Below are 13,487 nucleotides of genomic sequence, written 5' to 3' on the forward strand. Positions count from 1 at the left end.
TTTTGGAAACTTTACAAACCCATAGAGTTTTACAAGCCCTGATTGGCCATTTTACCCCTTTTTTAGAAAGCGGGATCACTGAGCTTATCATCAACACCGAGCAAGAGCTTTGGCTTTATAAAACCAACAACACACGAGAAAAAAAAGAGCATGCGCTTTTTAATAAGGCGTTTTTACTGAGGTTTTGCGAGCAATTAGCGGGTTTTAGGGGGTTGTTTTTTGATGAAGAGCACCCTACTTTAAACTGCTCTATCCCTTTCACGCGCTACAGAGTGAGCGCGAATCACTTTAGCATCACTACCAATAATCAAATCACGCTCAATATCCGTGTGCCTAGGCTTAAGCCTTTAAGTTTAGAGGATTTCACTTTCAAAGCAAGCAATCCAAAGGGTTTGAAAAATTTAGCGCTTAAAGGGCATAATATTTTAATCAGCGGGGAGACTTCAAGCGGTAAAACAAGCTTATTAAACGCTCTTTTAGATTGCGTCAATAAAGATGAAAGGGTGGTGAGCGTTGAAGACAGCCAGGAATTGGATTTAAAAGCGTTTAGTAATTGCGTGGGGCTTTTAGTGGGCAAGCAAGAAAACGGGTGTTTTAATTATGAAGACGCTCTCAATATGGCCATGCGGCTAAACCCAGACAGGCTCATTGTGGGCGAGATTGACACGAGGAATGCGGCGTTATTCTTGCGTTTAGGAAACACCGGGCATAAGGGCATGCTCTCAACCATTCACGCTAACAGCGCTCAAAACACTTTAGAAGCCCTTTCAATGAATCTAAGCATGCGTTATGCGCATGTGTTGGACAAGGATTTGATGCGCGCGTATTTTAAAAGTGCAATTGATGTGATCGTGCATGTCAATAGGATCAAGAATGAGCGCCAAATCGCTGAAGTTTTATGGACTAAAGAGCTTTAAATGCCCCTAAAATCCTTAAAAAACCGCTTGAATCAACATTTTGATCTATCGCCTCGCTATGGGAGCGTGAAAAAAATCATGCCTAATATCGTTTATGCGGATGGTTTCAACCCGTCTGTGGGCGATGTGGTGAAGATTGAGAAAAGCGATGGCAGCGAATGCGTGGGCATGGTGGTGGTGGTAGAAAAAGAGCAATTTGGTTTCACGCCCTTTAATTTTATAGAGGGATCTAGGGCTGGCGATAAGGTGCTGTTTTTAAAAGAGGGGCTGAATTTCCCTGTGGGGCATAGTCTTTTAGGGCGGGTGCTTAACCCTTTAGGGCAAGTGATTGACAATAAGGGGGCGTTGGATTATGAACGATTGGCTCCGGTCATTACAACGCCTATAGCCCCCTTAAAAAGAGGCTTGATTGATGAGGTTTTTAGCGTGGGAGTGAAAAGCATTGATGGGCTTTTGACTTGCGGTAAGGGGCAAAAACTGGGCATTTTTGCCGGCTCTGGGGTGGGTAAATCCACGCTAATGGGCATGATCACTAGGGGGTGTTTAGCGCCCATTAAAGTGATCGCTTTGATCGGGGAAAGGGGCAGAGAAATCCCTGAATTTATAGAAAAAAACCTAAAAGGGGATTTAAGCTCTTGCGTGTTGGTGGTCGCTACAAGCGATGATAGCCCTTTAATGCGAAAATACGGGGCGTTTTGCGCGATGAGCGTGGCGGAGTATTTTAAAAATCAAGGGCTAGACGTGTTGTTTATCATGGATTCAGTGACTCGTTTCGCTATGGCTCAAAGAGAAATCGGCTTGGCTTTAGGCGAACCGCCCACTTCCAAAGGCTACCCTCCATCCGCGCTTTCTTTATTGCCTCAATTAATGGAGAGGGCGGGCAAGGAAGAGGGAAAGGGGAGTATTACCGCTTTTTTTAGCGTGCTTGTAGAGGGCGATGATTTGAGCGACCCGATAGCCGATCAGGCTAGGAGTATTTTAGACGGGCATATTGTCTTAAGCAGGGAATTAACCGATTATGGGATCTACCCGCCTATTAATATTTTAAACTCCGCATCAAGGGTGGCTAAAGACATTACCAGCGAGTCTCAAAACCTTTATGCGAGAAAATTCCGCCGTTTGTATGCGTTATTGAAAGAAAATGAAATGCTCATTCGCATCGGATCTTATCAAATGGGGAATGATAAAGAGCTTGATGAAGCGATCAGTAAAAAGGCTTTAATGGAGCAATTTTTAGCGCAAGATGAAAACGCCTTGCAGCCTTTTGAACAAAGCGCTAAACAATTAGAAGAAATCTTAAAATAAAGGGAATATCATGGAATCACAGCTCATGAAACTCGCTATTGAAACTTATAAAATCACTTTGATGATTTCTTTACCGGTCTTATTGGTGGGGTTAGTGGTGGGGTTGTTGGTGAGTATTTTTCAAGCGACCACTCAAATCAATGAAATGACTTTGTCTTTTGTGCCTAAGATTTTAGCGGTGATTGGCGTGCTGATTTTAACCATGCCGTGGATGACTAACATGCTTTTAGATTACACCAAAACCTTAATCAAGCTCATTCCTAAAATCATAGGCTAGAAAATGCTAGAAACTATTATTGATTTTTCTCGTTATAGCAGCGTGAAGATCGGTACGCCTTTAAAAGTGAGCGTTTTAGAAAAGGATAATGAAACCTCTCAAGAACACCAGATCATAGGGCTAGCGAATAACCTTTTAATCGCTCCTAGTGCGAAAAATCTCGCCCTTTTAGGCCCCAACTATGATTATATTTGCGATAGGGGCGAATGCATTGAAATAGGAGGGGCGACGAATTCTTCTAAAATTTTTGGCTATTTTAGGGCGAATGGTTTAGGGGGTTTGGAGTTTTTGGGGCAATTGCCTGGCACTTTGGGGGCGTTAGTCAAAATGAATGCCGGCATGAAAGAATTTGAAATAAAAAATGTTTTAGAAAGCGCTTGCATTAATAATGAATGGCTAGAAAATGAAGCGTTAGGCTTAGATTATCGCAGTAGTAAATTCAACGGCGTTGTTTTAAGGGCTAGGTTTAAAAAAACGCATGGTTTTAGAGGAGAAGTCTTAAAAGCGTGTCAAAGCATGCGCAAAAGCCACCCCAAATTGCCTAATTTTGGGAGCTGTTTTAAAAACCCGCCTAATGATTATGCAGGCAGGCTTTTAGAGGGAGTGGGCTTAAGGGGTTATTGTTTGAAAAGGGTGGGCTTTGCTAAAGAGCATGCGAATTTTTTGGTGAATTTGGGGGGCGCAGAATTTGAAGAAGCGCTGGATTTGATAGAGTTAGCCAAAATTAGAGTGTTGCAAGAATACGGCATTCTTTTAGAAGAAGAAGTGAAAATTTTAAGGTAGGGTTGAAAAGCGTTTTTAAACTAAGATCATTCTAACTTAAGCTTTAAAAAAGAGCTTTAAGTTAAATCGTTCATATCCCCACTACCAATAAGTTGTCAAACCGATTCAAAAGCTTTAATGAGCATGTGAAGCTACCACTCATCAATATTGGGAGCGGAATAGATGAGAGTGTTATTGATAGCGATAGTGGGAAGTCTTATGATGGCTTAGGGGATTATGGAGTGATATTTATCATAGGGTTCAACATTCAAGCGATGAGTTTGTAAAAGAAAAAATCATTTAATGGGATAAGTTTTTGGGTTTTTTAAAGGGATTTCTTGAATGAGTTTAAAGGATTAAAAGAGAGCTTTTTATTAAAACTGATACAACAATCCGGCTAAAGTAAGCCTTTATTTTTCAGTTTTATCATAATCCATGCCACCATGACAAACAATCCTTTTTCTTTGGGTGTCAAATTGGGGGCTAAAAAGGTTTTTACTCTCTATCGCATCTTTAGTGTGGATGCCCACCAAAGGCAAAAGGGAGTGGATTAAATCATCGCTCATGAAAGGCTTGTTGAGCGCGTTTTTAATCAACTCCACTTTCTTGGGGTGTTTTTCTTTAAAAATACCGCTCACATAAATCATGAAAGGGATTTCCACGCCCGCTTTAGAACATCTATGCCCATAAGTAGGGCCGCTTTCAAAAATATCTTGTGCATGGTCGCTCAAATAAAACACAATAGCGTCTTTATCTTTAAAGAGGTTAAAAATTTCATTCAAAACAAAGTCGTTGTAATAAAGCGAATTGACATAATCAGTAACGATTTGCTTGTCTTTGTCATTACTCACATGCAAATGAGAAAAAGGCAAATCGCTTGTTTTGAATTTGGCAAAGCTTTGAGGGAAACGATCGGCATACCAACTGTGTGATCCTAACAAGTGGAACACGATAAAATTCTTGCTTTTTAATTGGGATTGGACATTTTTAGAATAAAATTTCACCAGCTCTTCATCGTATGGGCCGTAGTCTCCTAGGATATAGTAGCGGTTTTGAGAACGATCAGAGACTAGATTTTGCGTGATCCCCCATTGATCAATGATTTGTTTTTCTAGCCAAAAAGTTTCATAATGGGATCGCTTGAAAATATCTATCATGTTGTGGTATTCATACCAAGGCTTAGTCGTTTCAGCGTCGCTATAATTGAGCAAGCTTATAAAGACATCAGAGGTGTGGGCTTCTTTGCTTATAGTGTTAGAAAATACGAACAGGCTACTCTCTCTCTCTCTCTCTCTCGTTAGCGAGTTCGCTCAATAAGGGGTTATTAGGAACGCTATAACCATAAAGTTGCATGAAATTTCTGCTCGCACTTTCGCCGATGACTAAGACAACATTTTCAACATCGCCCATGCCAGAAAGATAGCCGCTTGGTAAATAGAGGTTCTTTAAAGCGCTATAAAATTTTATGGCTCGTTGGCGATCAAACAAACTCAAATAAGTAGAATAAAATCCCCTAGCTAAGGAAAGAGAACGCAATGATTTTTTTAAAATAGCGTCGTTATTTGCAAGGGGTTTAATGTTACGAACGCTCCCTATCGTAAGGACAGAAGCTCCTAAAACGCTCGCTATCATGCTAGGCACAAGCGCTCTAAAACGAATCATTTTAATAGCCACTAACAAAGCGATCAAAATCAAAGCGTAGTAAAGCAAATAGTTTTTATAGCTTTTTATAAACGCCATCGTTTCAGAGCCATTGGTGGCTAAAAGCGTGTCAATCAAGCCTTTTGAAAAAGGCATTTTAAACATAAAAAGCGTAAAAATTTCTGCCACGCTAAGAGCGATACCGCCCCCTATAAACAGCCATTCTAATGAATATCTCAAGCGCTTTTTAGGGATTAGAGTGCAACCATAATACGCCACAAACCCGATTAAAAAAGCGCCTAAAAAGCCTTTAGAGAAAGAAAACAAATCGTTATTCCTATAAGCGTTAGCTAGAGCGTTGCATAAAAGAAACATTAAAAATTTTTCATCTAACGCCACGCTCCTTACAAAGAATTTTAAAAACTTCAATAATTTTTCCATGAAAATGTCTTTTAAGAAAATTTGAAAACTTTTTTCAAAATATTTTTTATTCTATAACAAAAATAATCCCTAATCGTTTGCGATCGGATGTGGGTTTTAAAAGATTGCATTTGTTGGTCTTTGGCCATTTCAAGGCGTTCTTTAAAAAAATCGTTTTTAAAAGGGGTGCAAAACAGGTTTGCAAGCCAAAAACCCGCTGCGGCTTCATAGCAAATCAAGCGATCGTTTAAAAAACTGATAGAATGCCAGGGCTTGTATTTGATGAAATGGAGCATGACGATATTTTTAGAGTGGTGTTGGTTGAAAAAGTCAGAATAGCAATTATAATGGATGGGCAGTTCTAAAACGCGCTTCCAAAACACCATATTGATCAAACATTGTTCAGGGTAGAAAAGATCTTTCCCCCTAGTTTTTAAAAATTCTAAAGCGATTTTTTCAAACCCATTTTCGCGCCATAAATCTAAATTCGCCACCAAAAAGCCCATGTTAAAGCCTTGGTGGATGCGTTGCAATTCGCTAGCGCTAAAGCGCGAAAAATCAATTTTAAAATTCTTGCAAGCGCATTGGATAAAATGGCAAAAGGCTTCAAAAGAAAGGTGAGAAAAAGTGTCTCTCACCATGCCAAGCAATTTAGTGGGGTCGTTATCCAGTGCAAAATAAGCGCTTGCAATATCGCCTAAAAACACCGTATCCACATCTATGGAAATGATTTTGGAATAATTAGGGAAGAGCGAAGCGAGCAAGAGCCGGCACAAAATGAGAAGCCCGCCATAACGCTTGGAGCAAGACTCATTAAGATAGCTTTCTATGGAATGATCCAATGAATTGATGTCTATAAACTCCAATGAAGCAAATTCCTTAAAAGGCTCAATGGTTTTTAAAAGTTTGTTTTGCTGCTCTAAAGTTACCCCTTTAATCAAACAATGGATTTTATACACGATGTTAGCGGGTGAAAGTTTGTTGTTTTGGTTGATGGGGCTAAAATCTATCGTGCTTGTGTGCTTGCTTGCATGTGAGAGTAAAGAATAAAGGCTCACGCCTGCCCCTAGCGCGTAATTCTTATCAAAACTCATGAAAATAGGGATAACTTGATTGGGCGAGGTTTGCGCGTTCATTGGTTATTCTTTGAGTTTGTTAGCGCTTTTTGAGCGCTTAAAATCGCATGCCTAACTTCTTCAACGCTCCCTATATAAAGGTTATGGAATTGGGTTTTATTGAAAGTGTTTTGGCGCTTGGCTAATTGTATGGTGTTAGAGATAATCGCTTCTTCTAATTCCTTTAAAGTGAGCTGTTTTTCTAAATAAAGAATGCTCTCTTTAACGCCTATGGCCTTAAAGGGCTGCGAATCTTTGGGGTATTGGGCATAAAGGGCTTTGATTTCTTCAATAAGACCGCAATCAAGCATGTTTTTGGTGCGCTGTTTGATGTTGTTATGAAGCGTGCTTTTTTCAATAGATAGAGCGAATAATGAGATAGCATGCTCAAAGGGTTTTTTGGGGTTTTTTTGAAAATACTCGCTTGGGGGCGTATGGGTGGCATAAAAGATTTCTAAAGCCTTATGAATGCGGTAAGTGTCGTTTGGATGGATTTTAGAAGCCATGTTAGGGTCAATGGATTTTAAAAAAGTATAAGGGTTAGAAAGGGTGGCAATTTCTCGCTCTATTTTTAAAATTTGATCGCTACTGAGTTTTGGCATGCGGCTCAAACCTTCTAAAATGGCTTTGAGGTAAAAACTGCTCCCCCCCACAATGAGTAAAATCTCTTTTGGGGATACTTTCATGGCGTCTTCTAAAAGGGTTTTAAAAAGGGGAGCGTTATTTTTTTCATCAATGTTAAGGCAGTCTAGGGCGTAATGTTTGATGTTTTTTCGTTCTTTTAGGCTGGGTTTAGCCGAAGCGATATTAATCTCTTTATAAATGCTCAAAGAATCCAAAGAAAAGATTTCTGCATCTAATGTTTGGGCTAGTTCAATAGAAAGAGCGCTTTTCCCGCTCCCGCTAGGCCCTAGAAGCGCGATGAGTTTCTTAGGCGTTTTGATAAGTAAGCTCCCTTTTATAAGCGTTCAAAAACCCTTCTAAATCAAATTTTTTACGGCATTCTTCTGTGAAAAGATGGATCATCAAATCCCCCAAATCCAAAATGATCCACTCTTCATTAGACTCATCTATCTGGTAAAAGACTTCGCCTAAAGGCTTAAGGGTGTTTTTAAGTGCATCTAGTAAAGAAAGGGCATGCTTACTCGCTAGAGTGGTGGCGATAATAACATCTTCTACCAAATAAGGGGTTTTAGACAAATCAATATGCGTAATATCAAAAGCCTTTTTCTCGTCTAATAAAGCCGTAATCATCTCTATGCGTTTGTTCATGAATTTCCTAAAAAATGGGTTAAAATAGCCTTATTATAACTTAAATCAAGGAATATTCATGAGCTCTGAATTAAACCTTAAATTATTAGGCGCTAAAACGCCCTATATTTTTGAATACAATAAAGATTTGTTGGAAGCTTTCCCTAACCCAAACCCCAATTTAGACCCCTTAATCACCTTAGAATGCAAGGAATTTACAAGCCTTTGCCCAATCACTTCCCAACCGGATTTTGGCGCTATTTATATCCGCTACATCCCTAAAGACAAAATGGTAGAAAGCAAGTCTTTAAAACTCTATTTATTCAGTTACAGAAACCATGGGAGTTTTCATGAGAGCTGTATCAATACGATTTTACTGGATTTAGTGGAGTTGTTAGAGCCAAAGTATTTGGAAGTGTATGGGGATTTTGCCTCTAGAGGCGGGATTGCGATCAAGCCCTTTGTGAACTATGCGATCAAAGAATACCAAGACTTTAAAGAAAAACGCCTTTTGAATGCGAAATAATATGCCGTTAAATTATGCATTAATTTTTTGCATTAAAATGACTTGTTAAGGAATTAAGGAGCGTGCAATGATGAAATGCATTTTTAAAAATTTGCTTTCTCTCTTATAAGATTCCGATCTTTTGTTCTTAATATTCAAATCATTTAATGTTTTTAATTTTTTCAACCCCATATCGTTTTTTGCATGTGGGGTTAATAAAGTTAAAAAGGAGCGAAAATGTCTGGATATCCTGGACATATACCTGGACCTATAAAAGAAGAACCTTTAAAAAGAATCGCTGATGCGTTAGAGGTAATGGCGCAAGCGATGCAAGATTCAGTCAAACAGCAAGAAAAAATCGTTCAAGTCATGCAAGATTCAGTCAAAAAGCAAGAAGAAATTGCTAATAGAGATAACAGAGGTTAGTAAAAGTGTTTATTGCCGCCAAGATCGATAGGAATCGTATATTAGTAAATTTAAGAATGCTCAACGAACAAGCCTTTAAGGTGCTGCAAAGTCAAAATTCACTAGATCTGCAAGCAGAAAAGGAACTAAACAATGCTTTGGGAAGCATTACTGACTATGACTGGCATTGTGGAGGAACTTATGGAAGAAACTTGTATTCTTAATGGGGAGTCAAAATGAGCGGTGAGAATAAGAAGAAATGGGAACAATAAACGCCAACATTGACAAAGGTGCGGGTGCATAAAAGCCCGCTACCAATCAATGGTGGTGGCAATGATGGCGGTCAATGGTATGGTGGGATTAAACGCTTTATTTAAAACGCCCTAACCCCATAAACGCTATTCTTGTCATTCTCTCCAGCCCCACCAAACCCTATTTTTAGCCCCTTATTCAAATAACTTCAAATAATTTTTATCCATTTCCCCAAAATCCCCAAAACCTTCCTTAGCGATCGCGCTTGACAAAGCAACAGGCACAGCGTTGCCCACTTGTTCGCAACGCTTGGTGTGTGAGCCAAAAAATTTGTAAGAAGTAGGGAAGCCGGTAATGCTTGCTGCTTCTCTAATGGTGATACTTCTATGCTCTGTTGGGTGTAAGGGGAAATTACTATGCCCTGGCACTAAAGTGGGAGATAAGGCGTCCATTTTTAAACGCATGGTATTGCCTCTAGAGTAGAATTTAGAAATTTGTAAATGTTTAGGCAAACTCTCAATGCATTCTTGAATATTTTTGCCTTCTTGTATGTATTTAAAGCGTTCAATGGTTTTAGGGCTGTGTTGCATGGGCAAATTGTCTGTATCACCTAAATTGGAATAATCAATCAAATTAAAAGCGTCTCTAATTAAAAAAGGTTTTTTAAAGCTTGTAGGTAAATCTTTGAAATCTAACTTGGTGTTGATTTCATCGCTTAAATGGGTGGGTTTAGGGAATATGAAATTAAAGGGCAGATCGTTTCTAATAGCCACTATAATCAATCTTTCTCTTTTGGTCGCGCTCCCATACCATGCACTATTTAAGACTTTAAACTCTGCACGATAGCCCAAGTTTTCATAAATTTTTAAAATATCATCTATGACACCATGCAATAAATGGTTGAGTTTCTTTTGCAAGTCTTGTTTTTTTTGGCGTAAATTTAAGCCGTAATTTTCAAATTCTTTAGTGATAGAATTCTTTTTTCTTAACTCCGCTTTTTTGCCCTTATAATTTTCTAACTCTTGGTATAAAATATCCACTTCTTGTAAAATTTTAGGATCTGAATTTTGCGGCAAAATTTTAGCATTTAGCATGCCTTTTACATTTTCTATAATGCTGACTTTTGGCTTTAGGGTTTTGATTATATCCAAATAATAGCGGTAAAAATAATTGCGTTTATCATTAGGCGAGCGCTCCCCAGCTAAGGAAAAACTTTTGCACACAATACCAGCAAAAATAACATCAATCTCTTGTTTTATTTGCGCTTGTAATTTTTTAGGGTCAATTTCTGTAATGCTCGTTTGATCTATGATGGCATCTTTTAATTCTTTATTGTTATGGAGTAAAGTTTTTAGGGCATCTTTGTCTATATCATTAACATAGAGCGTTTTAAAACCTTGTTGGATAAAGCCTAAATGCGAACCACCAGCCCCCACAAAAAATTCACAAACATTATATGCCATTTAATATTTCCTTATATCTTTTTTTATACTTATTGTAAAGTGAATATTTTTCAATATGCTTAATAAAATTTTCTTTATTGCTGGTAAAAGGGTTAAAGATTAATCGCCTTTGCGCTAATCTTTTAGTAAAACTAAAAAAGCAAAATCATCTTTTGCGATATTAAGCCATGATGAAATGTATCTTGAATTTGACTCAGTCAAAAACAAGACTTCATGGTTGTTAAAATGCATCTTAATGCGTTTTGCAATTTCATTATTTTTTAAATTAAGCGTATTATTTTCTACAAGTTTAAAAATTTCAATGTAGTAAGGCTTGATATAACTTTCAAAAATCATCACAAGAAATTCGCTATAACTCATATTGACAAAGTTTAAACCTATGCTTGTGGGATAATTTTTGCTATCAATAAAACCTAGCACAGATAGCGTGATAAAAACATTGCGCCAATTACCGTTATTAAGCGAATTGGTCTTTTTTAAAATCGTTTCTTCTATGTTTTTACGATGCGCTAATTGATTTTTAAATTTAAAAATGGCTAAAACTTGGAGCAAAAAATACACTTCAAAAAACCTAATATCGCGCACATAATAAGGCGAAATGACCTTAAAATCCTTATGTTTTGTTTCTCTTAATTTTTCTAATTCACTATCATTAATGCATCTAACAGCTAAATTATGCGAATTGATTTCTAAAATTTTCTTGCTTTTAGGGTATTTAAAAAGCCCCACATTAAAATCGTTGTTTTTTAAAACGCTTTCAGGAAAAATCAACACACTATTAAAATTTTGGCAAAATTCATAATTTTTAAGGCTCAGAGTGTTTTCAAAAAAATATTCGTATTGAAAAATTTGACCAATACCACGCACATACTCGCTCACTCCAATAGATCCGCCCTTGCACTCTATAATGGCTCTAACTTTATTGTTTTCAAAAAGCGTGAAATCTGCTGTAATGCCATTGATATAAGTGTCTTCTCTTAAAAGTTTAAAATCTTTATGATCTATTTCTAAAATAGAACAAATATCTTTTTGAATGTTGGTGTTATTGGCGATTAGATCTTGGAAGTCTCTTTCTAGTTTATAAGGCATGTTAGTTTAGATGGTTTAAAAATCATGAAAGTTTTAAGTGCAAAATGCACTTAAAATCTCACTTCATTTGCAAAGCCACTTCTTCAGCGAAATTCTCTGCCTTTTTCTCAATGCCTTCGCCCAATTCAAAACGCGCATACTCAGTGATCTCTAACGCATCGTTTAATTCTTTGGAATAATCAGCAATGACTTGAGCGATCGTTTTTTTATCGTCCATGACATAGAATTGCCCTAAAAGGGTCAGGCGTTGATCAATAAGAGTGTTATCAGCGATAAACCTTTCCATTTTTCCAGGAACGATTTTATCCCAGATTTTTTCAGGTTTGCCCTGCTCTTTCAATTCGTCTTCAAAGGCTTTCTTTTGATGGGCTAAAACTTCATCGCTCAATTCAATGCGGCTCCCAAAAGCGGGAATGTTTTTCAAAGGCTTGCCCAATCGTTTGGCCTCTTCATTGTCTTTTTCAATTTCAGCGATCAAGGCTAAAGTTTCTTTTTTGACAAAATCAAGGCTAAAGTCTTTGCAATCTAATACTTGAGGCTTCATCGCTGCGGCATGCATAGCGATATTTCTAGCCAGTTCAACCACTTTTGGAGCGTTTTCCTCATTATTGTATTTCATGGTGATTAACACGCCCACTCTAGCGTTAGAATGCGCATAACCATTGATGATATGAGAGCTTGGGGCTTTAGAGTTAGCGATTTTCCTCACTAAAATGTTTTCACCAATCACAGCGATTTGAGAGTGCAAATATTCTTCAAAAGGCTTGTTGTCTAACGGGCTTTTAAGCAATTCTTCTGTGGTGTGTGTGTTGTGGGCTTTGATCGTTTCTAAAGTTTTTTTAACCAATTCCTTAAAGCCCTCATTTTTAGCCACAAAATCCGTTTCACTATTGATTTCTACCATGACCGCGCTTTTAAAATCAGGTGCAACTTCCAAAGCGACCACGCCCTCAGAAGCGATCCTATCGGCTTTTTTAGCGGCTTTGCTCAAGCCCTTTTCGCGCAAGAAATCAATAGCCTTTTGCAAATCCCCAGCCACTTCCACAAGGGCTTTTTTGCAATCCATCATGCCCGCATCGGTTAAGTCTCTTAGTTTTTTGACTAATTGAGCGCTAATTTCTGACATTATTCGGCTCCTTGAGTGATTTCTTTTTGGATTTCAGCGAGCATTTCTTCTTTTTCTTCATTGCTCACGAACTCTATTTCTTCGCTATTTTCATCTGCATGGACGATTTCTTCTTGCATGAGTTCTCGCCCCTCTAAAATCGCCTCGCTCATTTCTTTACAGAACAATCTGATGGAGCGGATCGCATCATCATTTCCAGGAATGGGGTAATCCACTAAATCAGGGTCGCAGTTAGTGTCTAAGGGGGCCACGATAGGGATATGGAGCTTTCTCGCTTCTGCAACGGCGATTTTTTCTTTAGCCACATCAATCACAAAAATCATATCAGGGATTTTTTTCATGTGGCGCACCCCACCAAGATACTTGTCTAGCTTTTCTTTTTTCCTTAAAATCATGAGCTTTTCTTTTTTAGTCAATAAGTCAATTTGACCGCTGTTTTCCATTTCTTCAATGATTTCTAATTTTCTTACGGACTTTCTAATGGTGCTAAAATTCGTTAGCATGCCACCAAGCCAGCGGTAATTGACATAAGGGACTTGAATGCTTTCAGCAAATTCTTTCAAAGTCTCATTGGCTTGTTTTTTAGTGCCTACAAACATGATGCTTTTGCCTTGAGCGCTCGCATCGCGCACGATGTTATAAGTGTATCTAAAATAGCGCAAGGTTTTTTGCAAATCAATAATATGGATATTTTTCCTAACGCCAAAAATGAATTTTTTGGTTTTAGGGTTCCAACGCCTTGTTTGGTGTCCAAAATGCACACCGCATTCTAATAAATCTTTCATGGTTACCATGAGAATTCTCCTTAAAGTTATTTTGGTTCTCTTCCTCCATGCTCGTTTGATTCTTAAGATTTCTTAAGAACACCTAAATATAAGGATTAGCATGTGTGAATTTGACGCTGTCTTTGCCCATTTCTAAATAAAGTATAGAAAAATGACAAAACCCTATGATTATAG

The 13,487-nt window shown here is 38.0% G+C and carries 15 protein-coding genes and 1 pseudogene; 7 read left to right on the forward strand and 9 right to left on the reverse strand.

Annotated elements, in window-relative coordinates; all coding sequences use genetic code 11:
- Nucleotides 1-2: 2 nt before the first annotated feature.
- From AA977_RS07085 to AA977_RS07890, 5 genes are all read left to right on the forward strand, one after another.
- The gene (locus tag AA977_RS07085) at nucleotides 3-917 is read left to right on the forward strand and encodes a CpaF/VirB11 family protein (protein ID WP_064435111.1); all 915 of its coding nucleotides are present in this window, start codon (nucleotides 3-5) and stop codon (nucleotides 915-917) included.
- Entirely contained in the window at nucleotides 918-2,222 is a 1,305-nt protein-coding gene (fliI, locus tag AA977_RS07090) for a flagellar protein export ATPase FliI (RefSeq protein WP_064435112.1), read from the forward strand.
- Nucleotides 2,223-2,232: 10 nt separating this feature from the next.
- Nucleotides 2,233-2,499: a flagellar biosynthesis protein FliQ gene (gene fliQ / locus AA977_RS07095; protein ID WP_000445744.1), complete on the forward strand. Its 267-nt coding sequence runs from the start codon at nucleotides 2,233-2,235 to the stop codon at nucleotides 2,497-2,499.
- 3 nt (nucleotides 2,500-2,502) lie between these two features.
- Complete coding sequence (locus AA977_RS07100; protein ID WP_064435113.1) at nucleotides 2,503-3,282, forward strand: UDP-N-acetylmuramate dehydrogenase; 780 nt, start codon at nucleotides 2,503-2,505, stop codon at nucleotides 3,280-3,282.
- Between the two features lie 125 nt (nucleotides 3,283-3,407).
- A complete protein-coding gene (locus AA977_RS07890; protein WP_154811961.1) occupies nucleotides 3,408-3,548 on the forward strand; it encodes a hypothetical protein in 141 nt (46 codons plus the stop codon).
- Nucleotides 3,549-3,671: 123 nt separating this feature from the next.
- On the opposite strand, the gene AA977_RS07985 is transcribed toward AA977_RS07890, so the two are convergent.
- From AA977_RS07985 to rsfS, 5 genes are all read right to left on the reverse strand, one after another.
- Nucleotides 3,672-4,472 carry a phosphoethanolamine transferase gene (locus AA977_RS07985; protein ID WP_366648805.1) on the reverse strand — a complete coding sequence of 267 codons (801 nt, stop codon included), beginning with the start codon at nucleotides 4,470-4,472 and terminating at the stop codon, nucleotides 3,672-3,674.
- A 61-nt stretch (nucleotides 4,473-4,533) separates the two neighbouring features.
- Nucleotides 4,534-5,343, reverse strand: a complete 810-nt coding sequence (locus tag AA977_RS07990) for a sulfatase-like hydrolase/transferase (RefSeq protein ID WP_064435115.1) — start codon at nucleotides 5,341-5,343, stop codon at nucleotides 4,534-4,536.
- Between the two features lie 11 nt (nucleotides 5,344-5,354).
- Complete coding sequence (locus AA977_RS07115; protein WP_064435116.1) at nucleotides 5,355-6,458, reverse strand: glycosyltransferase family 8 protein; 1,104 nt, start codon at nucleotides 6,456-6,458, stop codon at nucleotides 5,355-5,357.
- Nucleotides 6,455-7,315: a tRNA (adenosine(37)-N6)-dimethylallyltransferase MiaA gene (gene miaA / locus AA977_RS07120; RefSeq protein ID WP_253764849.1), complete on the reverse strand. Its 861-nt coding sequence runs from the start codon at nucleotides 7,313-7,315 to the stop codon at nucleotides 6,455-6,457. The genes AA977_RS07115 and miaA overlap by 4 nt, the downstream gene beginning before the upstream one ends.
- Nucleotides 7,316-7,367: 52 nt before the next feature.
- Nucleotides 7,368-7,709 (reverse strand): ribosome silencing factor, encoded by a 342-nt coding sequence (rsfS, locus tag AA977_RS07125; protein WP_020972947.1) that lies wholly within the window; start codon nucleotides 7,707-7,709, stop codon nucleotides 7,368-7,370.
- A gap of 58 nt (nucleotides 7,710-7,767) precedes the next feature.
- On the opposite strand from rsfS, the gene queF reads away from it, so the two are divergent.
- Together queF and AA977_RS07900 are read left to right on the forward strand one after the other, a co-directional pair.
- A complete protein-coding gene (gene queF / locus AA977_RS07130) occupies nucleotides 7,768-8,214 on the forward strand; it encodes a preQ(1) synthase (protein ID WP_064435118.1) in 447 nt (148 codons plus the stop codon).
- 216 nt (nucleotides 8,215-8,430) lie between these two features.
- A complete protein-coding gene (locus AA977_RS07900; protein WP_064435119.1) occupies nucleotides 8,431-8,619 on the forward strand; it encodes a hypothetical protein in 189 nt (62 codons plus the stop codon).
- A gap of 425 nt (nucleotides 8,620-9,044) precedes the next feature.
- On the opposite strand, the gene AA977_RS07140 is transcribed toward AA977_RS07900, so the two are convergent.
- From AA977_RS07140 to rpsB, 4 genes and pseudogenes are all read right to left on the reverse strand, one after another.
- Nucleotides 9,045-10,313, reverse strand: coding sequence for a DNA cytosine methyltransferase (locus AA977_RS07140; RefSeq protein ID WP_064435120.1), 1,269 nt, complete (start codon nucleotides 10,311-10,313; stop codon nucleotides 9,045-9,047).
- Nucleotides 10,303-11,402 (reverse strand): annotated as a pseudogene (locus AA977_RS07145) (hypothetical protein). The gene AA977_RS07140 and the pseudogene AA977_RS07145 overlap by 11 nt, the downstream one beginning before the upstream one ends.
- A gap of 58 nt (nucleotides 11,403-11,460) precedes the next feature.
- On the reverse strand, nucleotides 11,461-12,528 hold the full coding sequence (tsf, locus tag AA977_RS07150; RefSeq protein WP_064435121.1) for a translation elongation factor Ts: 1,068 nt from the start codon (nucleotides 12,526-12,528) through the stop codon (nucleotides 11,461-11,463).
- Nucleotides 12,528-13,322, reverse strand: coding sequence for a 30S ribosomal protein S2 (rpsB, locus tag AA977_RS07155; protein WP_000258276.1), 795 nt, complete (start codon nucleotides 13,320-13,322; stop codon nucleotides 12,528-12,530). Before rpsB ends, tsf begins: the two co-directional genes overlap by 1 nt.
- Nucleotides 13,323-13,487: the final 165 nt, after the last annotated feature.

The sequence above is a fragment of the Helicobacter pylori genome (assembly GCF_001653455.1).
In the GTDB taxonomy this organism is placed as follows: domain Bacteria; phylum Campylobacterota; class Campylobacteria; order Campylobacterales; family Helicobacteraceae; genus Helicobacter; species Helicobacter pylori_A.